Genomic DNA, 22,845 nt, shown 5'->3' with positions numbered 1-22,845 from the left:
ATCGCTGGGTAGAGTTCACCGGTCGGGCCGTGGTCTCCACCACGTCCGGCACCCTCCGACCCCAACCCGGAACGGCACATCGTGGCTTCCAACCAATACAGCACGCTGATCCTCGTCCTCCTCATGGTGGTCGCGTTCTACTTCCTGATCCTGCGGCCGCAGAAGAAGCGCCAGCAGGCTCTGCAGAAGATGACGCGCGAGCTCCAGCCCGGCGACCAGGTGCTGCTCGGCAGCGGCCTGTTCGGCACGCTCGTCTCGCTCGGCACCAAGCAGGCCGTCCTCGAGATCGCCCCCGGCGTCGAGCTGACGGTGCTCAAGCAGGCCATCGTGCGCCGCGCGACCGAGGCCGACGTCGACGCGGTCTCCGAGGACGAGGTCGGCGACGAGCTCGAGGCCGAGGCGACCTCCACGTACGACTCCGGCGCCGTCCCGCCCGTGGTCCGCGCCGACGCCGACGTCGACGCCTCCTCGCCGTACCCGTCGAGCACCACCAGCCCGACGTACCCCTCCACCGACACCGACCGCAGCAACCTGCGCTGACCACGCGTCCCCGCCGTACGCCTGGCGTGCGGCGGTCCGCCGTGGCTTCTCCCGAACGAGGTAAGCACTGAAGTGGCAGCGATGACCGGGCGCCCGTTGCGCATGCTGGTGGCCCTGGCGGTCATCACCGCGGGCCTGATCGCCCTGATGGCCGTGGGCAACACCTGGACCCCCAAGCTGGGGCTCGACCTGCGGGGCGGCACGACCGTCACGCTCACCGCGCGGAACACCACCGGCGGCGGGTCGGTCGACCCGGCCAGCCTGCAGCAGGCGCGCCAGATCATCGAGTCGCGGGTCAACGCGCTCGGGGTCGGCGAGAGCGAGGTGACCGTCTCGGGCGACCGGCAGATCATCGTCAGCGTCCCGAACGTCCAGCAGGACCAGCTGGTGCAGCAGGTCGGCCAGACCGCCAACCTGCGGTTCCGCGCCGTGTACGCGGCGGAGCAGGTCCAGCCGCCCGTCACCGCGCCGTCCGGCAGCGAGACGGGTGCGGCGACGCCGACCCCCGCGCCCAGCGGCGAGCCCACCGGGGCGGCCAGCCCGAGCGCCCCGGCCGCCACCGAGTCGGCCAACCCGGCCCCCTCGCCCGCCGCGAGCGGTGGCTCCGGTCAGGTGCCCGCCGGCAACAACCGGCCGATGATGCCGCAGCCGCAGCTGCCCACCGCGCCTCCGACACCGACCGCACCCCGGCCGACCGTCGAGGGCCAGGGCACCCCGCCCGACAAGGCGCTGGACTGGCAGCCCTCGCAGGCCGACACGACCGACTTCGCCAGCTACACCTGCGGCGACCCGCAGGTCGACGTCTCCGACCAGCCGCTGTTCTCCTGCAGCCGCGAGGGCACCGAGAAGTACCTGCTCGGCCCGACCCTCATCGAGGGCAACGAGCTCACCAGCGCCAACGCCGGCATCCCGCAGAACGGGATCGAGTGGGTCGTCAACCTGCAGTTCAACGGGCAGGGCTCGACCCAGTTCGAGGACGCGACCCGCGCCCTCGCGGCCAAGAGCGACCCGATGAACCGCTTCTCGATCGTCCTGGACGGCCAGTCGATCTCCGCCCCGTCGGTCAGCACGGCGATCCCCGGCGGCGCCGCGCAGATCTCCGGCGGGTTCACCCAGCAGACCGCGACCGACCTCGCCAACGTGCTGAAGTACGGCGCCCTGCCGCTGGCCTTCGACATCTCGCAGGTCAGCAACGTCTCCGCCACCCTCGGCGGCGAGCAGCTGCACGCGGGGATCGTGGCCGGCATCGTCGGCCTGATCCTGGTCGTGCTCTTCTGCTTCCTCTACTACCGCGGGCTCGGCATCGTCGTGGTGGCCTCGCTGGCCATCGCGGCGGTGATCACGTACGCGTGCATGGTGCTGCTCGGCAGCTCGGTCGGCTTCGCGCTCAACCTGCCCGGCATCGCGGGCGCGATCGTGGCCATCGGGGTGACGGCGGACAGCTTCGTCATCTACTTCGAACGCATCCGCGACGAGGTCCGCGACGGACGCAGCCTGCGGACGGCCGTCGAGACCGGCTGGCGCCGCGCGCGGCACACGATCCTGATCGCCGACGCCGTGTCGATGCTCTCCGCGGTCGTGCTGTTCATCCTGGCGATCGGCTCGGTGCGGGGCTTCGCCTTCACGCTCGGGCTGACCACGCTGATCGACGTCTTCATCGTCTTCTTCTTCACCAAGCCGCTGATGTCGCTGCTGGCCCGCACCCGCTTCTTCGGGGGCGGTCACAAGCTGTCCGGTCTCGACCCCGCGCACCTCGGGGTCAAGGCGCTGCCGGGTATCCGCACACGTCGGGCCTCCGCGGCCGGATCGAGGGTCTGATCTCTCATGTCCAAGTTCTCTGACCTGGGCCACCGCCTCTACACGGGCGAGGTCTCGTACGACTTCATCGCCCGCCGGCGTCGCTGGTACATCTTCTCCGGCATCCTGCTGACCGTCTCGATCCTCGCGCTGCTGCTCAAGGGCCTGACCCTGGGCATCGAGTTCGAGGGTGGCGCCGACTTCCAGGCGCCGACGAACGTCAGCGCGTCGCAGATGGTGCAGCCGGTGCGGGACGCCCTCGAGCGTTCCGGGGTCCCGAACCTCAACGAGGCGACGGTCAACACGATCGGCAGCAACCAGGTCCGCGTGCAGACGCGCACCCTCGACACCACGACCGAGGTCCCCGCCGTCCGCGGGGCGATCGGCCAGGCGGTCGGGGTCCCGGGCGACCAGGTGAACTACAGCCTCATCGGCGCGTCGTGGGGCGGCCAGATCACCGAGCGGGCGCTCATCGCGCTGATCGTGTTCCTGGTGCTGGTCTCGCTGGTGATCTGGATCTACTTCCGCGACGCCAAGATGTCGGGCGCCGCCCTGGTCGCCCTGCTGCACGACCTCCTGCTGACGGTCGGCATCTACGCGCTGGTCGGCTTCACGGTCACACCGGCGACGTTGATCGGCGTCCTGACCATCCTCGGCTACTCGCTCTACGACACCGTCGTCGTCTTCGACAAGGTGCGCGAGAACGTCAAGGGCGTCAAGACCAGCACGACGAAGACGTACTCGGAGGCGGCGAACCTCGCCGTCAACCAGGTGCTCGTGCGCTCGATCAACACGACGATCATCGGTGTCCTGCCCGTGGCCGCGCTGCTCTTCGCCGGCACGTTCATCCTGGGCGAGGGCCCGCTGAAGGACCTGTCGCTGGCGCTGTTCGTCGGCATGGTCTCCGGCGCGTACTCCTCGATCTTCATCGCCACGCCGCTGCTGGCCCAGCTCAAGGAGCGGGAGCCGGACATGGCCCGCCACCGTGCTCGGGTCCAGACCCGTCGCGACAAGGCCGAGGGTCGTTCGGCCCCCGCCGCTGCGGCTGACGACACGTCGGCCGACGACCGGCTGGACGAGCCCGACGGCCTCGTCGGGGTCGCGCCGGGCGCGGCCGAGGAGGTCGCGCTGGGCGCCAAGGGCGGCACCCGCGTGACGGCGGTGCCCGCGTCCGCGCGGCCCGCCGTACGGCCGGTCGTCGAGGGTGCGGCCAAGCGGCCGCAGCCGCAGAACGCGCCGCGCAGCCAACGGAAGCGGTGACGTGGCGCCGGACGGTGGCCGGTCCCGCGCCGAGCTGATCTCCAGCCTCGTCGTCGACGTCCCGGACTTCCCGAAGCCCGGGGTCACGTTCTCCGACATCACGCCGCTGCTCGGGTCGGCCGCCGGCCTCGCCGCCGCCGTCGAGGGTCTGACCGCTGCCGCGCCCGCCGGCATCGAGGCCGTCGTCGCCCTGGAGGCCCGCGGCTTCATCTTCGGCGGTCCGGTGGCGCTCGCGCTCGGCGTCGGCTTCGTCCCCGTCCGCAAGCCCAACAAGCTGCCCCGCGAGCACGTCGAGATCACCTACGACCTCGAGTACGCGACCGAGACGCTCGCCGTGCACGCCGACGCGCTCCACGCGGGTCAGCGGGTCCTCGTGGTCGACGACGTGCTCGCCACCGGCGGCACGATCGCCGCCACGGCCGAGCTGGTGCGCACGCTCGGCGCCGAGGTCGCCGCCGTCGCCGTGGTGCTCGAGCTCGGGTTCCTGGGGGGCCGGGCCCGGTTGCACCAGGCCGGCCTCGACGACGTGCGGGCCCTGGTCACCGTCGAGCGGGGCTGACGTGGGCATGGTGCGCATGCGCCGCCTCGACCAGGAGCGGCGCTGGACCTCCGAGGCCCTCGTCTCGCTCCCGGCCCGGAGCGCCTCGCCCGGCGTCGAGCTGGCGCGGCGCGGCGGGCTCGCCCTGCTGCTGCTCACCATCGTGGTCGTGCTGGTCTTCCTCGACCGGGACTCGTACAACGACACCAGCGACGGCACGGTCGGTCTGATCGACGCGATCTACTACGCCACGGTCACCATCACGACCACCGGGTACGGCGACATCACGCCCGTCGCCCCGCACGCCCGGGTGCTGAACGCCATCATCGTGACCCCCCTGCGGATCGGCTTCCTGGTCCTGCTGGTCGGCACGACCCTGGAGGTGCTGGCCAACCAGGGCCGGCAGATCTACCGGGACCGACGCTGGAGGAGTGGCATGCGCAACCACGTCGTCGTCGTGGGCTACGGCACCAAGGGCCGCAGCGCCGTCGAGACCCTGGAGACGAATGGCGCCAACGCGTCGCAGGTCGTCATCATCGACTCCCGCCCGACCGCCGTGGCCGACGCGAACGTCCGCGGCTACGCCGCCATCGAGGGCGACGCCACCCGGCGCGACATCCTCCGCCGCGCCGAGATCGCCCGGGCGCGCGAGATCGTCATCACCCTCGACCGAGACGACTCCGCGATCCTCACCATGCTCACGGTGCGGCAGCTCAACCCGAGCGCGCACGTCGTGGTCGCGGTCCGCGAGGACGACAACGCCTCGCTGCTGCGCCAGTGCGGGGCCAACGTCGTCGTCACCTCGTCCGAGGCCGTCGGGCGGCTGCTCGGGCTCTCGGCGACCAGCCCGAACATCGGCACCGTCATCGAGGACCTCCTCTCGTCCCGCGAGGGCCTGGAGGTGGGGGAGCGCCAGGTGACCGCAGCCGAGGCCGGTCACGCGCCGGGCGAGGTCGAGGGCGAACGCGTCATCGCGGTCGTCCGGAACAAGACCCTGCGGCGCTTCTACGACCCCGCCGTCGCCACCCTCCAGACGGGCGACCAGGTCGTCGTCGTCCGCAAGGCCGCTGACGCCTGACGCGCACGTGCCGACCGCCTGACTAGACTCCTCCCACAGTCGACATGACGGGTGTGGTGGATTCGAGCGTGGTGGACCAGACGGTCGTCGAGACGCCGGCAGCCTCCGGCGAGCCGCCGCGCGTCCGCATGCGGCAGCGCCTGGCCCGGCTGGGCGCGACGCGCCCGCAGACGGCGGCGCTCGACCCCCTGTTCCAGGTCATCCGGGCCAACCACCCCAAGGCCGACCTCTCGCTGGTCGAGCGGGCGTTCCACACCGCCGAGCGCTACCACCGTGACCAGCGGCGCAAGAGCGGCGACGCGTACATCACGCACCCGCTGGCCGTGACGACGATCCTCGCCGAGCTCGGGATGACCGAGGCGACGCTCTGCGCGGCCCTGCTCCACGACACGGTCGAGGACACCGCGTACACGCTGAAGGAGCTGACCAAGGACTTCGGCGAGGAGATCGCGCTCCTGGTCGACGGCTGCACCAAGGTCGACAAGATCAAGTACGGCGAGTCGGCCAAGTCCGACACGATCCGCAAGATGGTCGTGGCGATGAGCCGCGACATCCGCGTGCTCGTCATCAAGCTCGCCGACCGCCTGCACAACATGCGCACGCTGCACTACCTGCGGCCGGACAAGCAGTCCCGCATCGCGCTCGAGACGCTCGAGATCTACGCGCCGCTCGCCCACCGGCTCGGCATGAACACGATCAAGTGGGAGCTCGAGGACCTCTCGTTCGCGACCATGCACCCCAAGGTCTACGACGAGATCGTGCGTCTCGTCGCCGAGGCGGCCCCGAGCCGTGACGAGTTCCTGTCGACCGTCGTCACCCAGGCGCAGGCGGACCTCAAGAACGCCAAGATCAAGGCGAACGTCACCGGCCGGCCCAAGCACTACTACTCGATCTACCAGAAGATGGTCGTCCGCGGCCGCGACTTCGCCGACATCTACGACCTCGTCGGCCTGCGGATCCTGGTCGAGAACCAGTCCGACTGCTACGCCGCGATGGGCGTCATGCACGTCCGCTGGACCCCCCTGCCGGGGCGGTTCAAGGACTACATCGCGATGCCCAAGTTCAACCTGTACCAGTCGCTGCACACCTCGGTGATCGGGCCGGGCGGCAAGCCCGTCGAGCTCCAGATCCGCACCGAGGAGATGCACCGCCGCGCCGAGTTCGGGGTGGCCGCGCACTGGAAGTACAAGGAGGGCGCCAAGAACGGCGGTCCGGTCGTGGCCGCCGACGGCGCCGACGACGAGCTCGTGTGGGTGCGCCAGCTGCTCGACTGGCAGCGCGAGACCGCCGACCCGGGCGAGTTCCTCGACTCGTTGCGCTTCGAGATCAACTCCACCGAGGTGTACGCCTTCACCCCCCGCGGCGAGGTCAAGGCCCTGCCGCAGGGATCGACCCCGGTCGACTTCGCCTACTCGGTGCACACCGAGGTCGGCAACCGCACGATCGGCGCCCGCGTCAACGGCAAGCTCGTGCCGCTCGAGTCGGAGCTCCACAACGGCGACGTCGTCGAGATCTTCACCTCCAAGGCCGAGAACGCCGGCCCGAGCCGCGACTGGCTGCAGTTCGTCCGCAGCCCGCGCGCCCGCAGCAAGATCCGGCACCACTTCACGCGCGAGCGCCGCGAGGAGTCGATCGAGAACGGCAAGGAGGCGCTGGCCCGCCAGCTCCGTAAGGCCGGCCTGCCGCTGCAGCGTCTGCTGACCCTCGAGGCGCTCACCGCCATCTCGACGCACTTCAAGCTCGCCGACGTCAATGCCCTGTACGCGGGGATCGGCGAGGGCACGGTCGGTGCGCAGGCCGTGGTCAACCAGCTCACCGTCGCCTCGGGCGGCGAGGACGCGGTCGCCGACGAGCTCGGTGAGGACCGCGTCGTCACCGGCCGACGGAGCCGGCGCGCGACCAGCGGCACCACGACCGGCGTCATGGTCAAGGGCGCGGACGACCTGCTGGTCAAGCTGGCCAAGTGCTGCACCCCGGTGCCCGGCGACCCGATCCTCGGCTTCGTCACCCGCGGCTCCGGCGTCTCGGTCCACCGCACCGACTGCCCCAACACCGCCGAGCTGCTCAAGGTGCCCGAGCGCATCGTCGAGGTCGAGTGGGCGCCGACCACGCTGAGCTCGTTCCTGGTGGCGATCCAGGTCGAGGCGCTGGACCGCAACCGCCTGCTCTCCGACATCACGCGCTGCCTCTCGGACCAGCACGTGAACATCCTCTCCGCCGCCCTCAGCACGACCAAGGACCGGATCTGCAAGGCGAAGTTCACCTTCCAGACCGGCGACCCGACCCACCTCGACCACGTCCTCGGCGCCGTACGGCAGGTTCCGTCGGTTTTCGACGTCTACCGCGTCTCGCAGTAGTCCGACCGCTCGCAAGCCGGTCGTGGGCTCAGCAGCGCTCCCTGAGCCTGTCGAAGGGCCTCGAAGAGGTTGGCGTTCGTCAACCGGCGGCGCTAACCCGTTCCGGGCCCTTCGACAAGCTCAGGGAGCGTTCGAGAGGTTTCACGTTCATCTAGAGGCAGGGGTCGGTGCTCCGCGTGAACCAACGAGCTCAGGGCGCGTGAGCACCCCCTTCAGCCGGAGAACTGGCGGGCGGAGCGGACGCTGAAGCCGGGGTGCGGGGCCCCCGTCCCGGTGGGCGGGCGTTTGCCGCCGTCCGGAGCGCTAGCGGAGGACGACGGCGAGGGCAGGACGGGGGCCCCGCACCCCGGCGACCGGAACCACGAAGAACCCGAGCACCAGCAAAAGTTCACCCACTGAAGTCGCTCACCGCCTGCTGCGCCTGCGCGAGCCACTCGCGGTACGTCGCCGCCGAGTCGCGGGCCTGCTGCGCCGCCTTGTCGTCACCGCTGGCCGACGCCTTGGTCGCCTGCTCCTCGAGCGTGGCGATCTGGGCCTCGAGCTTGGCGGCGGTGTCCTCGGCCCGGGCGCGGGCCTCGGGGTTGGTGCGGTTCCAGCGCCGGTCCTCGGCCTCGGTCACGGCGGTCTCGATCGCGTGCAACCGCGTGTCGAGCGGACGCATCGAGTCGCGCGGGACCTTGCCGATCGCCGACCAGCGCTCGAGCAGCTCGCGGTAGGCGACCCGGGCCGCCCCGAGATCGGTGACCGGCAGCATCCGGGCCTCGGCCTCGTCGAGCAGGGCCTCCTTGGCCTCCGCGTTCGCGCGGAACTCGACGTCCTGCGCGGCGTTGATCGTCTGCTTCGCCCCGAAGAACGTGTCCTGCGCCGTACGGAACCGGCGCCACAGCTGCTCGTCGACGCCCCGGGGGGCGGCGCCGGCGGCCTTCCACCGGGTCATCAGGTCGCGGTACGCGCCGGTCGTGGGGCCCCAGTCGGTGCTCGAGGCGAGCGCCTCCGCCTCGACGACCAGCTGCTCCTTGACCTCGCGCGCGCTCTCGCGCTCGCCGTTCTGCTGCGCGAACTGGGCCTTGCGCCGCCGGGTGTAGGTCGTCCGGGCGGTCGAGAAGCGGTGCCACAGCGCGTCGTCGGTGGCCCGGTCGAGCCGGGGGAGCGCCTTCCAGTCCTCGAGCAGCGAGCGGAAGCGGTTCACCCCGCCGCGCCAGTCGTTGCCGGTGGCCAGCGCCTCGGCCTCGGTGACCGCGTGCTCCTTCTTGACCCGCACCTCGTCGAGCTGGCGCGCCTTCTCCGCCCGCTGGGCGGCGCGGGCCTCGTCTACGACCGGGCTCAGGGCCTGCAGCCGGGTCAGCAGACCGTCGAGGTCGCCGACGGCGTTCGCGCCGGTGACGGCCGTCCGCACGGTCTTGATCGACCCGGCTGCGTCGTCGGGCGACAGCGCCTTGGAGGCGATGCGCCGCTCGAGCAGGGACACCTCCAGCACCAGCGCGTCGTAGCGCCGCGTGAAGAAGGCGAGGGCCTCCTCCGGCGGCACGTCCGGGACCTGGCCCACCGCACGCTCGCCGTCGGCGGTCCGGACGTAGACCGTGCCGTCAGGATCCACCCGCCCGAAAGGCTGCGGAGCGTCACCGTCACTCATGCGTCCATCCTGCCCGATAGTCTCCGACGAGTGTTCATCGCGTCGTTCCCCGCCGGCCCGTGGCAGACCAGCTGCTACGTGCTCGCCACCTCCGCCCGCTCCGAGTGCATCGTCATCGACCCCGGCATGGGGGCCCTCGACGGGGTCCGCGAGATCGTCGCCGAGCACCACCTCAAGCCCGTGGCCGCGGTGCTGACGCACGGCCACCTCGACCACATGTTCTCGGTCGCGCCGCTGTGCGCCGGCTACGACGCCACCTGCTGGGTGCACCCCGACGACCGGGCCCTGCTGAGCGACCCGCTCGCCGGGATGAGCCCCGAGACCGGGGCCATGCTCGCCCAGCTCGGAGGATCGGCCACCGCGTTCACCGAGCCCGACGACGTACGGCTGCTCACCGACGGCGCCCGCGTCGAGGTGGCCGGGCTCGAGCTCGACGCGCTGCACGCGCCCGGGCACACCGCGGGCTCGACCATGTTCCGCTCCGCCTACCCCCTCGACGACGACGTCGACTCCCTGCTGTTCTCCGGCGACGTGCTCTTCGCCGGGTCGGTCGGTCGGACGGACCTGCCAGGCGGGAGCGCCGAGGCGATGGTGCGCAGCCTGCGCGACAAGGTCCTGCCGCTGCCCGACGAGGTGGTCGTCCTGCCCGGCCACGGTCCCCAGACGACGATGGCCGCGGAACGCCGGGGCAACCCGTACCTGCAGGCGTCGTTCCTCGAAGGAGCACTCACGTGAGCCGCCCCCGCGCCCTGTCGGGCTTCCCCGAGCTCACGCCCGAGCAGCGCGTCGTCGAGCAGCAGGTCCTCGACCGCCTGCGCGAGGTCTTCGAGCTGTACGGGTTCGCGTCGGTCGAGACCCGGGCCGTCGAACCGCTCGACACGCTGGCCAAGCAGGGCGAGATCGACAAGGAGGTGTACGCGGTCCAGCGCGTCGCCGCCGAGCCCGGCAGCCCCGCTGAGCTGGGCCTGCACTTCGACCTGACGGTGCCGTTCGCGCGCTACGTGCTGGAGCACGCCCACCAGCTGGCGTTCCCGTTCCGCCGCTACCAGATCCAGAAGGTCTGGCGGGGCGAGCGGCCGCAGGAGGGGCGCTACCGCGAATTCACCCAGGCCGACGTCGACATCGTCAACCCGGGGGCGCTGCCCGCCCACTTCGACGTCGAACTGCCCCTGGTCACCCTCGCCGCTCTCGAGCGGCTGCACGTCGACCTCGGCCTGCCGCCGGTGCTGATGCGGGTCAACAACCGGATGCTGGCCCAGGGCTTCTACCGCGGGCTCGGCATCGAGGACACCGTCGCCGTGCTCCGCCAGGTCGACAAGCTCGACAAGATCGGGCCCGACAAGGTGGCCGACCTGCTGGTCTCCGACGTCGGGGTCACGCCGGCCCAGGCGCAGGCGTGCGTACGGCTGGCCTCGATCTCGAGCGCGGACGCGTCGTTCGTGGACGCGGTGCAGGCGCTCGGCGTCACCGACCCGATGCTCGACGAGGGCCTCGCGCTGCTCGCCGACGTCGTGCGGACCGCGAGCGAGCACGTCCCGGGGCGGATCGTCGCCGACCTCAAGATCGCGCGGGGCCTCGACTACTACACCGGCACGGTCTACGAGACCGAGCTCGTCGGCTACGAGCGCACCGGCTCGATCTCCTCGGGCGGGCGCTACGACTCGCTGGCCAGCGACGGGAAGACGACCTACCCGGGCGTCGGCCTCTCGATCGGGGTCACGCGGCTGCTCGTGCCGCTGCTCGGGGCCGGGGTGCTGCGGGCGACGCGTTCCGTGCCGACCGCCGTTGTCGTCGCGGTCACGAGCGAGGACCAGCGGCCGGCGGCCAACACCGTCGCGGCCCGGCTCCGGGCCCGGGGCATCCCGACCGAGGTCGCGCCCGAGGCGGCGAAGTTCGGGCGGCAGATCCGCTACGCCGACCGCCGGGGGATCCCGTACGTCTGGTTCGGCGCCGGCCCGGACGGCGGCGCCGACGAGGTCAAGGACATCCGCTCCGGCGACCAGGTGCCCGCCGACGCCGCGACCTGGGAGCCGCCGGCGGAGGACCTGCACCCGCGCGTCGTTCGCAGCGAGTAAGGGCCGCCGCCGCTCATTTCTGACTGCTCGTCCGGTGTCGTCGCGCAGGCCGAGGCGGGCTGCGGCAAGTTCGAGACCGTCGAGCCGTCAGAAATGAGCGGCTGCGCTCACGCCTCCCACCCCGCGGCGCGCCGGACGTCGTGCGCGACCGACTGCGGCGAACGGTCCGTGGTGTTGATCCGCACGTCCTCGAACGGGTCGGCGTCGAGGATCGCCGTCAGCTCGACCGTGCGCTCGAGGTGCCAGGCGAGGGCCGCCGCGTCGTCGTGGTGCCGGGCCTGCAGCCGGGCGCGCACGACCTCGAGGTCGACGGTCAGCCGGCAGAGCAGCAGGCGGCTCCCGCAGAGCGCGGCGACGTAGCGGGGCACCTCGCGCGCGTCCTCGACGACGCCGGCCAGGACCAGCCGCTCGGCACCGGCGGCGCGGTAGTTGCGGGCGAGGTCGCGCAGGTTGGCCAGCTCGACCTCGTGGGCGAACGGGTCGCCGGACGGCGCCGGCTGCAGCAGCCGCACCTGGTCCAGGTCGACCACCGCGTGCCGGCGGCCCTCGGTGCGCTCGAGGTCGGAGAGCGCGGCCGCGGTGGTGGTCTTGCCCGCGCCGACGGTCCCGCTGAGGAGGACGACGTCGTACGCGGCCGGTCGGCTCAGCACCACGCGAGCCTCCCACAGGTCCCACGAGGGGAGGTTGTCGCGGGCGGACGCGCTGGCGAGGCGCCGCGACCTACCGCTTGCGCGAGGGATGGGTCAGGGTGGCGGGGTGGACGTCGACGCCACCTGGGTCCGGGAACGGCGGCTCCGGGCCCAGGGCCTGGGGCTCCCGACGGACCGCAGCCCGACCGAGGCCGTCCGCCGGCTGGCCGCGGTCCAGTCCCAGGAACCCGCCTACGCCTTCTGGTCGCTCGCCCTGCGCTCGACGGCGACGACCGAGGCCGAGGTGCGGACCGCCTACGACGCCGGCGCCTTCCTGCGCACCCACGTGCTGCGACCCACCTGGCACCTCGTCGCGGCCGAGGACGTGCGCTGGCTGCTCGCCACCACCGCCGGTCGCGTGCACCAGACGAACGCCTCGATGGTGCGGCGGGAAGGCCTCGGGACCGCCGAGCTGGAGCGCGGGGCGCGAGCCTTGGCCGATGCGCTCTCGGGCGGCGCGGTCCTGACCCGCCCCGAGCTGGCCACCGTGCTCGCGTCCGCCGGCCTGCCGACGACGCAGCTCGCGGTGGTCCTGCTCGTCATGCACGCCGAGCTCGAGCAGGTCGTCGTCAGCGGGCCGATGCGCGGCGCGAGCCACACGTACGCCCTCCTCGACGCCCGCGTCCCGCGCTCCGCCACCGACGGCCCCGACCCCACGCGGCTCCTGCGTCGGTTCTTCGACGGGCACGGGCCAGCCACCGTGCGCGACGTGGCCCGGTGGTCGTCGCTGACCCTCACTGCCGTACGGACGGCGCTCGTCGGGCTCCGCGACCAGCTGGACGGTGACCTGGTCGAGGTCGTGGTGGACGGCGAGACGTACGTCGACCTCCCCCGGGAACCGACCGGTGCGGCTCCGGCGGTCCTGCTGCTGCCGCTCTTCGACGAGCTGCCGCTGGCCTACCGCGACCTCGCCTTCCCGCCCGCCCCGGGCCACCCGCACCCGCCCGACGCCGACCTGCGGTCCGGCAGCGTCCTAGGTGGCGACGCCAACCTCGGCACCTGGCGTCGCGAGGTCAAGGGCCGCCGGGTCGAGGTCACGCTCGACCTCGCCCCCGGGGTGAGGGACGCGCTGCGGCAGGCGGCCGAGGCCGAGGCGTCGCGGTTGGCCGTGTATCTGGGACGTGACCTCGATCTGCGGCACGGGGGCGCCTGATCCCCTAACGTCGAGCCCGTGACGGACCGCAACGGTGCAGCCGACGGCCCCGCCGTGCCGGGACCCTCCCCGTCCACCGGGCACACGGTGCTGGCGACCGCGGACAGCGACTCCTTCGCGTCCCTGCGGCGACGCCCGACGGCGCGCGAGGAGCGCTACGCGATGGGCAAGGCGCTGCGTCGCGAGGTCCCGCGACGCAGCCTCGGCGACTGGCAGCCGCCGCCCGACCGGGCCGACCCCGTCGCCCTCATCGAGGAGTCGCACCGCGGCCGGGTGCCCGAGCTCGTCCCGATCCGCGTCGCGCGGATGATCTCCTCGCCGTACGGGTTCCTGCGGGGGACCGCCGTCGTCATGGCCGCGGACGTCGCCGGGCTGCCGGCGACCGGGATCATGCCCGTGGCCTGCGGCGACTCCCACCTCGGCAACTTCGGCTTCTACGCCTCGCCCGAGGGCGAGCTCGTCATCGACCTCAACGACTTCGACGAGGCGCACCCCGGCTCCTGGGAGTGGGACCTGCGCCGCCTCGTCGCCAGCATCTGGGTCGCCGGACGTGAGAACGGCCGGACCGAGGACGAGTGCCACGACGCCGTGCTCGCCTGCGTCGGCGCGTACCGCGACGAGGTGCGGCTGCTGGCCGACATGCCGCTCCTGGCCCGCAGCTACAACCGCCTCGACGTCGGCCGGCTGCACGAGACAGCGACCGAGAAGTCGCTGCGCGACGAGATCGAACGTTCCGTCCGGCGTGCCCGCCAGAAGACCTCCGACCGGGCGCTGCCGCGCTTCACCACGGTCGACAAGGGCGACAAGGGGCAGCCCGGGCAGCGGCGCATCGTGCAGGAGCCGCCGCTCATCACGCGCCTGCCCGAGGCCGAGCGCGACGCCGTCGCCGAGGCGCTCGACGCCTACCTGCTGACGCTCGCGCCGCACTGGCGGCGTGCGATCGGCGGCTACACGCTGGTCGACGTCGCGCACAAGGTCGTCGGCGTGGGCAGCGTCGGCCTGCGCGCGTACGTGGCCCTGCTCGAGGGCAGCGCGCCCGACGACGTCGTGTTCCTGCAGCTGAAGCAGGCCCGCCGGTCGGTCCTCGCCCCGTTCGTGCACGGCGGCGACGCCTGGCACCAGCACCAGGGCCAGCGGGTCGTGGAGTACCAGCAGGCGCTGCAGACCGTGAGCGACCCCCTGCTCGGCTGGACGACGGTCGACCTGCCGGGGGAGGGGCCGCTGGACTTCTACGTCCGCCAGTTCCGGAACTCGAAGGGCACCATCCCCCTCGACGCGATCGACGCGGCGGCGCTGACCGACTACGCCGGGATCGTCGGCCACCTGCTGGCCAAGGGCCACGTCCGGACCAGCGGCGCCTCGATGATCGCGGGCTACGCCGGCAAGGGCGACAAGCTGGGCGAGGCGTTCGGCCGCTTCGCCCGTTCGTACGCCGACCAGACGGAGGCCGACCACGCGCTGCTCGTCGCCGCCGTCCGCTCCGGACGGGTGCCCGCGTCCGAGGGCGCCCTGGACCGGATGGGCTCGGCGTTCCGGCCCTGATCCACCCGAGCCGGGGGGTGGGACGACCCGTACGGCCGCCCCACCCCGTCGGTCAGGACGTGCTCAGCGCACCGTCAGCGCGGTGAGCGCGACGTTGCTCCCCAGCGCCGGGTCCGGGGTCTTCAGCGACGCGGCCGCTCCCGCGACCTTCCAGCTGCCCTTCGCGGTGGCCTTGACGGTCACCGTGTAGGTCGTCGACGAGCCCGACGCCAGCGACGCGAGGGTCGGCCAGACCACGAGGTTGCCGACCTGCTTGCCGCCCCCGGTGGAGGTCACCGACACCCCGCACGGGAACGCGAGCGACGAGAGCACGTCGACCGCGGTGTCCGGGCCCTGGTTCTTGACCGTGAGGACGTAGGTCCCCGACTGACCCCGGGTGAGCTGCGCCGGGCCGGTGAGCGTCACCTTGAGGTCGGCCCGCTTGGCCGGGGCCGCGGTGTTGGTCAGCGAGAACGACGCCGGCGTCAGGCCGGTGACCGTCGCGGCACCCTTCCAGGTGCCCGTGCTTCCGGTCGCGGTCACGGTGACGGCGGCGACTCCGTCGTCGTCGGTGGTCGCTGCGCTGTTGACGAACGTGCCGGTCGCGCCGGAGGCCGGGGCCGAGAACGTGACCGGGACGGCCGCGACCGGGTTGCCCCCGGCGTCGGTGACCTTGACCTTGACCGGCTGTGCGAACGCGGTGCCGACCGGCGCGGACTGCCCGCCGCCGGAGACCAGCGTCACCGAGGCGGGTGCCCCGGCGACGATGGTGTACGAGCAGTCGGTCGACGAGGAGTTGCCCGCGACGTCGCTGGCCGAGAGCGTCACCTTCTTGGCGCCCAAGGACGTGGTGTCCGCCGCGGCCGACACGGTCGCCGCGCTCACGCCGGAGCCGTCGTCGGTGACCGCGGCCGTGATCTGGGCGGTGCTGCCGTACGTGAGCGTCGGCCCGGGATCCGGGACGGCGCAGGTCAGCGTGGGCCCGGTCGTGTCGGGGACCTTGTCGCTGAAGGTGTAGCGGTCGCCGTTGAAGTTGATGGCGTTCAGGACGCCGTCACCCTTGACCCCGGAACCGAGCGAGAAGCCGAAGAACTGCACCGTCGCGTTCGGGAAGCTCGCGCGCCAGCCGTCGAGCGTCCCGTGGTTCGGGCTGCCGGAACCGGCGTCGTGAGACGGAGCGCCGTCCTTGACGAACTGCTTGGCGCGGTCTGACACCCACCAGTCGTTCCCGTACGAGGCGGGTTCGCCGACCAGGATTCCGTCGGGCGTGCCGTCGGCGTCGAAGTCCACGACGAGCTGGAAGCCCGGGACCCCACCGGCCGTGTTCGTGTAGTCCAGCGACGGCTCGCCGACCCCGGCGAGCGGGACTCCGGCGGCGAGGTATTCCGCCACCTTGTCGGTGCTCGTCGTCCCCGTGGTGGAGATGTGCAGCCCGCTGCCGACGACCTCGTACTTCCCCGTGGCCCTGGTGTCGCTCTGCGTTTTCACAAAATCCCTCGACGGGACGATGGTCTGCTCCGCCGCCTGTGCCGCCCCCGGCACCGCCGCCCAGACCAGACCCACTGCGACGGCCGTGACCGTCGCCCCCCAAGCCTTCTTCAACGCCGACTCCCTTGTCTGCCGCCCTGCACGTCGCGTCACGAACGTGCCGGACGGGGGCGGGGCGTTGCATAGTGAAGCGTCTCAGTCGCCTTTCAGCAAGACCTCAGACTGAGGAACGCTCTCGGGTCGTCCGTGCGGGGGACAACCCCCGGCGCCCGACGACTCCCCGATACTGGGCGAATGTCCGACGACTCCGCGTACGGCCCGCTGCGGGTCAGCGACGCGCTCGTGATCGGGCCCGAGGAGCTGCGGTGGCGGTTCTCGCGCTCGTCCGGCCCCGGCGGGCAGGGCGTCAACACCGCCGACAGCCGGGTCGAGCTGACCTGGGAGCCCGCCACCTCGACGGCCGTCGCCGGCCTGCCCGAGCCGCTTCGGGAACGTCTCCTCCAACGCCTCGCCCCCACCCTGGTGAACGGGGCGGTCGTCGTGGCCGCCTCCACGCAGCGCGCCCAGCTGCGCAACCGCGACGAGGCCCGTACGCGGCTCGCGGCCCAGCTCCGCGCAGCCCTGGCACCGCCGCCCCGGTCCCGGCGGCCCACCCGTCCGACCCGTGGCTCGGTGGAACGACGGCTCGGGGCCAAGTCCGTCCGCGCCCGGGTGAAGGCGCAGCGCCGCCGCCCCGTCGACTGAGCGGCCCGGTCGACCAGCGCGAGCCCGAAAGGCCTGAGGGCCCGGGGGACCGGGACGCCTAGGATGAGTGGTCGCTCCTCGAGCGACCCCTGACTGCTGACCGAAAGGCTCTGAACCCCGTGATGCGCACCCACGGTGCTGGCATGCTCCGTTCGACGGACGCCGGCACGACCGTGACCCTGGCGGGCTGGGTGGCCCGCCGCCGCGACCACGGCGGAGTCGCCTTCCTGGACGTGCGGGACTCCACCGGCATCGCCCAGGTGGTCGTCCGCGACGAGCTGCTCGCGTCCTCCGACGCCCACGACCTGCGCAACGAGTACTGCGTCACCGTCTCCGGCGAGGTCGCCGCCCGCCCCGAGGGCAACGCCAACCCGGACCTGCCGAGCGGCGAGATCGAGCTCGTGGCCAGCAGCATCGAGGTGCTGAGCGCGGCCGCGCCGCTGCCGTTCCCGATCGACGACCGGGTGACCGTCGGCGAGGAGACCCGCCTGCGGTACCGCTACCTCGACCTGCGACGTTCCGGCCCGGGGGCGGCGCTGCGGCTCCGCAGCCAGGTCAGCCGCGTGGCGCGCGAGACGCTGCTCGACCGGGACTTCGTCGAGGTCGAGACCCCCACGCTCACCCGCTCGACGCCGGAGGGGGCGCGCGACTTCCTCGTGCCCGCCCGCCTGCGTCCCGGCTCCTGGTACGCCCTGCCGCAGAGCCCGCAGCTGTTCAAGCAGCTGCTGATGGTCGCCGGGATGGAGCGCTACTTCCAGATCGCGCGCTGCTACCGCGACGAGGACTTCCGCGCCGACCGGCAGCCCGAGTTCACCCAGCTCGACGTCGAGATGAGCTTCGTCGACCAGGACGACATCATCGCGCTGACCGAGGCGCTGCTCACGAACATCTGGGCCCTCATCGGCGTGCAGGTCCCCACGCCGTTCCTGCGCCTGACCTACGCCGAGGCGATGGACCGCTACGGCAGCGACAAGCCCGACCTGCGCTTCGGCCTCGAGCTCACCGAGCTCACCTCCTACTTCGCCGAGACGCCGTTCCGGGTGTTCCAGGCCGACTACGTCGGTGCCGTGGTCATGCCCGGTGGCGGCAGCCAGCCGCGCCGCACGTTCGACGCCTGGCAGGAGTTCGCCAAGCAGCGCGGGCACCGCGGGCTGGCGTACGTGACGGTGGCCGAGGACGGCACGCTCGGCGGACCGGTGGCCAAGAACCTGTCGGAGACCGAGCGCGACGGCCTGGTGGCTGCGGTGGGTGCGACCCCTGGTGACTGCGTGTTCTTCGCCGCCGGCCCGCGCTCGCAGGCCCAGGCCCTGCTCGGCGCCACCCGGCTCGAGGTCGCCCGCCGTACGGGGCTGCTCGAGGCGGCGGCCGACGAGTGGGCGTTCTGCTGGGTCGTCGACGCCCCGCTCTTCGAGCCGGCGGACAAGGCGGTCGCCGCGGGCGACGTGGCGGTCGGCGCAGGCGCGTGGACCGCGGTCCACCACGCCTTCACCTCGCCCAAGCCCGAGTTCTTCGACACCTTCGACACCGACCCGGGCCCCGCGCTCGCGTACGCCTACGACGTGGTCTGCAACGGCAACGAGCTCGGCGGCGGGTCGATACGTATCCACCGCCGTGACATCCAGGAGCGCGTCTTCGCGGTCATGGGGCTGACGCAGGAGGAGGCCCGGACCAAGTTCGGCTTCCTGCTCGACGCCTTCGACTTCGGCCCGCCGCCCCACGGCGGCATCGCCATCGGGTGGGACCGGCTCTGCATGCTGCTCAGCGGCGAGGACTCGATCCGCGAGGTCATCGCGTTCCCCAAGAGCGGCGGCGGCTTCGACCCGCTGACCGAGGCGCCCGCCCCGATCACCGCGGCCCAGCGCCGCGAGGCCGGGGTGGACGCGAAGCCGGTGACCAAGCCGGAACCGAAGCCCGCCGACTGACGTGAGCAGGGCGGCGCGGGCGCGCGCGGCGGGTGCCGCGCTGCTCTGCCTCGCCCTGGTCCAGGCGTGCAGCGCGCCGGACCGAGCGCCGGCGCCGGTGCAGGTCTCCTGGCCGGGCTGCGCCGCGGTGGGCGCGTTCCTCGACGAACGCGGGCAGGGTCCGAGCGGCGTCGGCGGCGTGCCGGCCGGGTTCGCCCCCGTGACGGTCGTGCTCTGCCAGGAGGGTGGCGCCCCCGACGCCGCCGGTGACCCGGTGGGCGGCCTCGAGCGAACCTCCACCGAGGTCGGTCCGCTCCTGACCTACCTCGACCAGCCCAGCAAGCGGCCGAGCGACGGACCGTGCACGGCGGACGGCTGGCTGGCTCCGTGGCTGTTCCTCCTCGACGCGGACGACCGTTACGTGGCGCCCGCGATCCCGGTGGACGGGTGCGGCAAGCCCCTCGGCTGGAGTGACCGCGACCGACTCGCCTGGCTGACGCTGCCGTACACCGACCGCGTCGTGCGGTGAGCACGTCCGACCCCGCAACGACGAGGATCCGACACCGGAGTCGGTGTCGGATCCTCAGCGCTGCTGGCCCCGACGGTGCCGGGCCAGGTGGTGCTACTTCTGGCAGCTCTTGTTGCTGATGCCGTCGGCGCCGGAGGGCACGACGGTGTCGCAGCCGACCACGTTGCCGATGTTCACGTAGGCGACCCGCACGCCGTAGCCCGGGATGCCGGAGGTGAACTTGTTGGCGTACAGGGTGTTGTTGCGGCCCCACACGTCATAGGCCTGCCACACCTGGATGCCGTCCTCCTTGGCGTTCTTGCCCGTGTTGTGCGCGACCACCCAGTTGTTGGTCTGCACGCTGATGAGGGTCTCGCCGACCTTCATCGAGCCGCCGTCGAGGGTGTTGCCCCAGACGGTCCCGTCCACCGCGCCCTCCTTGAGGTCGATCGGCTCGGACGAGGTCCGGCTGATGTGGTTGGCGACGATCGCGTTGCGGTTGCTGGCGTCGGGGTTGCAGCCGTTGTACTTGCACCAGTTGGGCTTGGCCGTGCCGACGTAGACGCCCTCGCCGTAGGTCGTGGTCTGCAGGCCCGTGTCCCGGATCGTGTTGCCGACCACGACGCTGTCGGTGGTGTTGTTCTTGAGGTGGATCGCCTCCTGGCCGATGTGCTCGACCAGCACGTCGGACACGACGACGTGGTCGCTGTTCAGGACCGAGATGCCCTTCTGGCTGTTGCGCACGGTCATCCCCGCGATGCGGAGATAGCTGGAGCCGTCGACGCGGAACCCGCCGTTGCCCGAGACGCCCGGTCCGCTGAGCACGGCCGAGCGGGGTCCGCAGATCCAGACCGGGTTGCTCGCGGTGCCCGAGGCCTTGACGGCCATGCCCCACGGGACCGAGTAGGTGCCCGGGGCCATCTTGATCACGGTGCCGGCGCGGGCGTTGCCCACGGCCGACTGCAGCTGCTTCCAGGTCGAGACGTTCACGGTCGCGCCGGGGCAGGAGCTGGCGCGCACGTCGTTGTACGACGTCGCGGCCCCCGTCGTGGCGGTCACGGTCGAGGAGTTGCCGGACACGTTGCCGGCCTTGTCCATCGAGCGGACCCAGTAGACGTAGCGGGTGCTGTTGGCCAGGCCGACGTCGGCGAACGTCGTCGTGCCCGCCGGGAGCCAGGCGACCTGCGTCGTGGCCCCGGAGCCCACCTTGCGGTAGACGCGGTAGCCGAGCAGGTCGGACGCGCCCGGGCGGCTCCAGGAGAGGGTGTAGCCGGTGCGGTTCTTGACCGCGGAGACGCCGGTCGGCGCCGACGGGGCGCTGACGTCGAGGACCCGGAACGCGTCCACGACGAGGTTCGAGCCGCCCGCGGCGCTGTTCTTCTTGCCGGTCCGGACGACCTTGACGGTGTGCGTGCCGTCGCTCAGGCCCTTGACGGACCACACGGTCTTCTTGAACTCGGTCTTCTTCTTGTACAGGTCGAGCGTCTTGACGAGCTTGCCGTCGAGGTAGACCTGCGCCACCCCGTTCTGCGGACCGGGCCGCGAGACCCAGGAGACGCCGGTGGCCTTGAAGGTCAGCGACGCGTAGCCGCTCTTGCCGACGAGCGTCGAGAACGTGCCGCCGCTGGCGGTCGTGGTCTTCGTGGTCTTCCAGCCACCGGAGAGCACGAGGGCGGAGGTGCCGTTCTCGTGCACGCCCGGGGTGGCGACGGCGGCGGTGGCCGGAGCGACGGGGACCAGGGCGGTCGCCGCGAGCGTGGCCAGCCCGAGCGAGGCCCGGCCCATCCAGCGAGCGGTGCGGGCGGTGCGGGAAGGGGTGGTGCCGGGTGGGTTCGTGAGGGTGGGTGAGGCAGACATCGCGATCTCCTGTGGGGGTCTGGCCCGGCCTCGTGGGAAGGCCGGTCATCGATCGGTCCCGAGTGAGAGAAACGCAAAGAAATTTCTGACGCAACTGACAGGAATACCGTGAGAAGGCTTCTCGCATTACTAAGACCTGCATTTCAGGCCTGAGAGCGAGAACTCGCGTGATCTGGGCGTGATCAACCTCATACGATCACGAGACGATAACGACTGTCGGTAGTTCGACTCTCGAGTGTTTCGCGTCGTGTACGAATCGCCCGCGGACCGGCACCGGGGTCGCGCAGGTGCTCCGTACGCTGACCCCGTGAGCGAGGACCTCTTCGGCGGCGGCCAGGACGCTGCGGGCGGCCCCGGGGGTGCCGGCGTGGCCCTGTCGTCCGGCGGCAGCCTGTCCGACGCCGACCGACCCGGCCTGCCGCTGGCGGTCCGGATGCGGCCCCGTTCGCTGGACGAGATCGTGGGCCAGACGCACCTGCTCGCGGCGGGCTCCCCGTTGCGACGCCTGGCGGCCGGCGAGCCGATGTCGGTGTTCCTCTGGGGTCCGCCGGGCACCGGCAAGACCACCATCGCCTCCGTCGTCTCCCGGCAGAGCGGCGCCCGCTTCGTCGAGGTCTCCGCCGTGACCGCCGGCGTCAAGGAGGTGCGCGCCGTCCTGGACCAGGCGCGGCGCGAGCTCGCCCGCGGGCAGCGGACGGTGCTGTTCGTCGACGAGGTGCACCGCTTCTCCAAGACCCAGCAGGACGTGCTCCTGCCGGCGGTCGAGAACCGCCTCGTCACGCTCGTGGCGGCCACCACCGAGAACCCGAGCTTCTCCGTCATCTCCCCGCTGCTCTCGCGCTCGCTGCTGCTCACCCTGCGGCCGCTGACCGACACCGACGTCTCGCTCCTGCTCGACCGGGCGCTGGTCGACGAGCGCGGGCTCGGCGGCGCCTGCACCCTCGACGACGACGCCCGCGCCACGCTGCTCCGCCTCGCCGGCGGCGACGCCCGCCGGGCGCTCACCTACCTCGAGGAGTCCGCGGCCGGGGCGCTCGCGCTGGGGGAGACCCGGGTGAGCACGGACGTCGTGGAACGTGCCGTCGACCGCGCCGCCATCCGCTACGACCGCGACGGCGACCAGCACTACGACGTCATCAGCGCGTTCATCAAGTCGGTGCGCGGCTCCGACGTGCAGGCCTCGCTGCACTACCTCGCCCGGATGCTCGGGGCGGGGGAGGACCCGCGCTTCGTGGCCCGGCGCCTGATCATCCTGGCCAGCGAGGACATCGGGCTGGCCGACCCGACCGCGCTGACCACCGCGGTCGCCGCGGCGGAGGCGGTGGCGATGATCGGGATGCCGGAGGGCCGCATCACCCTGGCCCACGCGACCATCGCGCTCGCCCTGGCCCCCAAGTCCAACGCGGTCGTCGCCGCGATCGGGGCCGCGGCGGCGGACGTGACCGCCGGCCGCGTGGGTGTGGTGCCGGCCCACCTCCGCGACGCCCACTACGCGGGGGCCAAGACCTACGGGCACGGTCAGGGCTACCGCTACGCCCACGACGAGCCGCACGGGATCGCCGCCCAGCAGTACCTGCCGGACGAGCTGGTCGGCACGGCCTACTACGTCCCGACCGACCACGGCAACGAGGCCGCGGTGTCCGCGCGGCTGGCGCGCATCGAGGAACGGCTCGGCCGACCCCCGTCGCGGTAGGTCTGACGCATCC

At 72.3% G+C, this 22,845-nt stretch carries 18 protein-coding genes; 14 read left to right on the top strand and 4 right to left on the bottom strand.

What is annotated here, in order from left to right; genetic code table 11:
• Positions 1 to 81: 81 nt before the first annotated feature.
• The 6 genes from yajC to FHX39_RS11290 all read left to right on the top strand — a co-directional run bounded on the left by yajC (position 82) and on the right by FHX39_RS11290 (position 7,570).
• The gene (gene yajC / locus FHX39_RS11315) at positions 82 to 540 is read left to right on the top strand and encodes a preprotein translocase subunit YajC (RefSeq protein ID WP_198423363.1); all 459 of its coding nucleotides are present in this window, start codon (positions 82 to 84) and stop codon (positions 538 to 540) included.
• A gap of 81 nt (positions 541 to 621) precedes the next feature.
• Positions 622 to 2,358 carry a protein translocase subunit SecD gene (secD, locus tag FHX39_RS11310; protein WP_183338489.1) on the top strand — a complete coding sequence of 579 codons (1,737 nt, stop codon included), beginning with the start codon at positions 622 to 624 and terminating at the stop codon, positions 2,356 to 2,358.
• A gap of 6 nt (positions 2,359 to 2,364) precedes the next feature.
• On the top strand, positions 2,365 to 3,597 hold the full coding sequence (gene secF, locus FHX39_RS11305) for a protein translocase subunit SecF (RefSeq protein ID WP_183338487.1): 1,233 nt from the start codon (positions 2,365 to 2,367) through the stop codon (positions 3,595 to 3,597).
• A gap of 1 nt (position 3,598) precedes the next feature.
• Positions 3,599 to 4,156 (top strand): adenine phosphoribosyltransferase, encoded by a 558-nt coding sequence (locus tag FHX39_RS11300; protein WP_183338485.1) that lies wholly within the window; start codon positions 3,599 to 3,601, stop codon positions 4,154 to 4,156.
• A 7-nt stretch (positions 4,157 to 4,163) separates the two neighbouring features.
• Complete coding sequence (locus FHX39_RS11295) at positions 4,164 to 5,213, top strand: potassium channel family protein (protein ID WP_183341286.1); 1,050 nt, start codon at positions 4,164 to 4,166, stop codon at positions 5,211 to 5,213.
• A 128-nt stretch (positions 5,214 to 5,341) separates the two neighbouring features.
• Positions 5,342 to 7,570, top strand: coding sequence for a RelA/SpoT family protein (locus tag FHX39_RS11290; RefSeq protein WP_183341284.1), 2,229 nt, complete (start codon positions 5,342 to 5,344; stop codon positions 7,568 to 7,570).
• A gap of 388 nt (positions 7,571 to 7,958) precedes the next feature.
• Here the strand turns inward: FHX39_RS11290 and FHX39_RS11285 are convergent, their stop codons facing one another.
• Positions 7,959 to 9,203: a DUF349 domain-containing protein gene (locus FHX39_RS11285; RefSeq protein ID WP_183338483.1), complete on the bottom strand. Its 1,245-nt coding sequence runs from the start codon at positions 9,201 to 9,203 to the stop codon at positions 7,959 to 7,961.
• 30 nt (positions 9,204 to 9,233) lie between these two features.
• On the opposite strand from FHX39_RS11285, the gene FHX39_RS11280 reads away from it, so the two are divergent.
• Positions 9,234 to 9,938, top strand: a complete 705-nt coding sequence (locus tag FHX39_RS11280) for an MBL fold metallo-hydrolase (RefSeq protein WP_183338481.1) — start codon at positions 9,234 to 9,236, stop codon at positions 9,936 to 9,938.
• The gene (gene hisS / locus FHX39_RS11275; protein ID WP_183338479.1) at positions 9,935 to 11,278 is read left to right on the top strand and encodes a histidine--tRNA ligase; all 1,344 of its coding nucleotides are present in this window, start codon (positions 9,935 to 9,937) and stop codon (positions 11,276 to 11,278) included. Before FHX39_RS11280 ends, hisS begins: the two co-directional genes overlap by 4 nt.
• A 107-nt stretch (positions 11,279 to 11,385) precedes the next feature.
• Here hisS and FHX39_RS11270 read toward each other — a convergent pair whose 3' ends face one another.
• Complete coding sequence (locus FHX39_RS11270) at positions 11,386 to 11,928, bottom strand: AAA family ATPase (RefSeq protein ID WP_198423362.1); 543 nt, start codon at positions 11,926 to 11,928, stop codon at positions 11,386 to 11,388.
• A 106-nt stretch (positions 11,929 to 12,034) separates the two neighbouring features.
• On the opposite strand from FHX39_RS11270, the gene FHX39_RS11265 reads away from it, so the two are divergent.
• Together FHX39_RS11265 and FHX39_RS11260 are read left to right on the top strand one after the other, a co-directional pair.
• Positions 12,035 to 13,120, top strand: coding sequence for a winged helix DNA-binding domain-containing protein (locus tag FHX39_RS11265; protein WP_183338477.1), 1,086 nt, complete (start codon positions 12,035 to 12,037; stop codon positions 13,118 to 13,120).
• A gap of 18 nt (positions 13,121 to 13,138) precedes the next feature.
• Positions 13,139 to 14,662, top strand: a complete 1,524-nt coding sequence (locus tag FHX39_RS11260; RefSeq protein WP_332836784.1) for a DUF2252 domain-containing protein — start codon at positions 13,139 to 13,141, stop codon at positions 14,660 to 14,662.
• 63 nt (positions 14,663 to 14,725) lie between these two features.
• Here FHX39_RS11260 and FHX39_RS11255 read toward each other — a convergent pair whose 3' ends face one another.
• On the bottom strand, positions 14,726 to 16,243 hold the full coding sequence (locus FHX39_RS11255; protein ID WP_183338474.1) for an Ig-like domain-containing protein: 1,518 nt from the start codon (positions 16,241 to 16,243) through the stop codon (positions 14,726 to 14,728).
• Between the two features lie 180 nt (positions 16,244 to 16,423).
• Here FHX39_RS11255 and arfB point away from each other — a divergent pair, with 180 nt between their 5' ends.
• The 3 genes from arfB (at position 16,424) to FHX39_RS11240 (ending at position 19,303) form a co-directional block, all read left to right on the top strand.
• The gene (gene arfB / locus FHX39_RS11250; RefSeq protein WP_183338472.1) at positions 16,424 to 16,873 is read left to right on the top strand and encodes an alternative ribosome rescue aminoacyl-tRNA hydrolase ArfB; all 450 of its coding nucleotides are present in this window, start codon (positions 16,424 to 16,426) and stop codon (positions 16,871 to 16,873) included.
• Between the two features lie 119 nt (positions 16,874 to 16,992).
• Entirely contained in the window at positions 16,993 to 18,795 is a 1,803-nt protein-coding gene (gene aspS, locus FHX39_RS11245; protein ID WP_183338470.1) for an aspartate--tRNA ligase, read from the top strand.
• A gap of 1 nt (position 18,796) precedes the next feature.
• The gene (locus FHX39_RS11240; RefSeq protein ID WP_183338468.1) at positions 18,797 to 19,303 is read left to right on the top strand and encodes a hypothetical protein; all 507 of its coding nucleotides are present in this window, start codon (positions 18,797 to 18,799) and stop codon (positions 19,301 to 19,303) included.
• Between the two features lie 93 nt (positions 19,304 to 19,396).
• Here the strand turns inward: FHX39_RS11240 and FHX39_RS11235 are convergent, their stop codons facing one another.
• Positions 19,397 to 21,139 (bottom strand): right-handed parallel beta-helix repeat-containing protein, encoded by a 1,743-nt coding sequence (locus FHX39_RS11235; RefSeq protein WP_183338466.1) that lies wholly within the window; start codon positions 21,137 to 21,139, stop codon positions 19,397 to 19,399.
• Positions 21,140 to 21,446: 307 nt separating this feature from the next.
• On the opposite strand from FHX39_RS11235, the gene FHX39_RS11230 reads away from it, so the two are divergent.
• Complete coding sequence (locus tag FHX39_RS11230) at positions 21,447 to 22,832, top strand: replication-associated recombination protein A (RefSeq protein ID WP_408631487.1); 1,386 nt, start codon at positions 21,447 to 21,449, stop codon at positions 22,830 to 22,832.
• The last annotated feature ends 13 nt before the right edge of the window (positions 22,833 to 22,845 follow it).

The sequence above is a fragment of the Microlunatus antarcticus genome (assembly GCF_014193425.1).
Classification (GTDB): Bacteria; Actinomycetota; Actinomycetes; order Propionibacteriales; family Propionibacteriaceae; genus Microlunatus; species Microlunatus antarcticus.
This window is presented reverse-complemented; position numbering and strand designations above follow the sequence as displayed.

Bases quoted from the DNA above. Each gene is read 5' to 3' on its own strand.
- secD (WP_183338489.1), top strand. From the start codon at position 622: ATGACCGGGCGCCCGTTGCGCATGCTGGTGGCCCTGGCGGTCATCACC.
- FHX39_RS11285 (WP_183338483.1), bottom strand. From the start codon at position 9,203: ATGAGTGACGGTGACGCTCCGCAGCCTTTCGGGCGGGTGGATCCTGAC.
- arfB (WP_183338472.1), top strand. From the start codon at position 16,424: ATGTCCGACGACTCCGCGTACGGCCCGCTGCGGGTCAGCGACGCGCTC.
- FHX39_RS11290 (WP_183341284.1), top strand. From the start codon at position 5,342: ATGCGGCAGCGCCTGGCCCGGCTGGGCGCGACGCGCCCGCAGACGGCG.
- FHX39_RS11235 (WP_183338466.1), bottom strand. From the start codon at position 21,139: ATGTCTGCCTCACCCACCCTCACGAACCCACCCGGCACCACCCCTTCC.
- secF (WP_183338487.1), top strand. From the start codon at position 2,365: ATGTCCAAGTTCTCTGACCTGGGCCACCGCCTCTACACGGGCGAGGTC.
- FHX39_RS11295 (WP_183341286.1), top strand. From the start codon at position 4,164: ATGGTGCGCATGCGCCGCCTCGACCAGGAGCGGCGCTGGACCTCCGAG.